Below are 476 nucleotides of genomic sequence, written 5' to 3' on the forward strand. Positions count from 1 at the left end.
ATCAGCAAGGGGCCGAACAGTTCGGTGCCCCACTGCAGGTTCGCGAAGCTCGCGAACAGATGCGCCGATGCCACCGTGCTGAACGCGCCTTCGAGCATCGTGCCGCCGTACAGCTCGATACCCGCGGCATCCGCAATCGTGGCCACGCGTTGTGCGGCGAACAGCCCGCCGCTTTGTTCGATCTTGATGGCGAACACGTCGGCGCCCTCGTTCTTCGCGATCTCGAACGCGCTTTCCGGTCCTTGCAGGATTTCGTCGGCCATCAACGCCACCGGGAAACGGCGCATGAGGCGCGCGAGCGCCGCGGGTGAAGCGACCGGCTGTTCGACCAGTTCGCAACCGGCTTCCGCCAGCGCGGGAATCGCCCACGCCGCCTGCGTTTCGCTCCAGGCCATGTTGACGTCCACGCGCACGGCGGCGCGCTCGCCCATCGCCTTCTTGATGTCGGCGACGTGCTTGATGTCGGTTTTGAGGTC

Annotated in this window: 1 protein-coding gene; it reads right to left on the reverse strand. The window is 65.8% G+C overall.

Going from position 1 to position 476, the window contains the following annotated elements; translation table 11 throughout:
* Nucleotides 1-476, reverse strand: a 476-nt coding sequence (locus tag U5A65_RS40770; RefSeq protein ID WP_321949735.1) for an enolase C-terminal domain-like protein, incomplete at both ends; no start/stop codon positions are given.

Source organism: Paraburkholderia sp. J10-1, assembly GCF_905220165.1.
Taxonomy (GTDB): domain Bacteria; phylum Pseudomonadota; class Gammaproteobacteria; order Burkholderiales; family Burkholderiaceae; genus Paraburkholderia.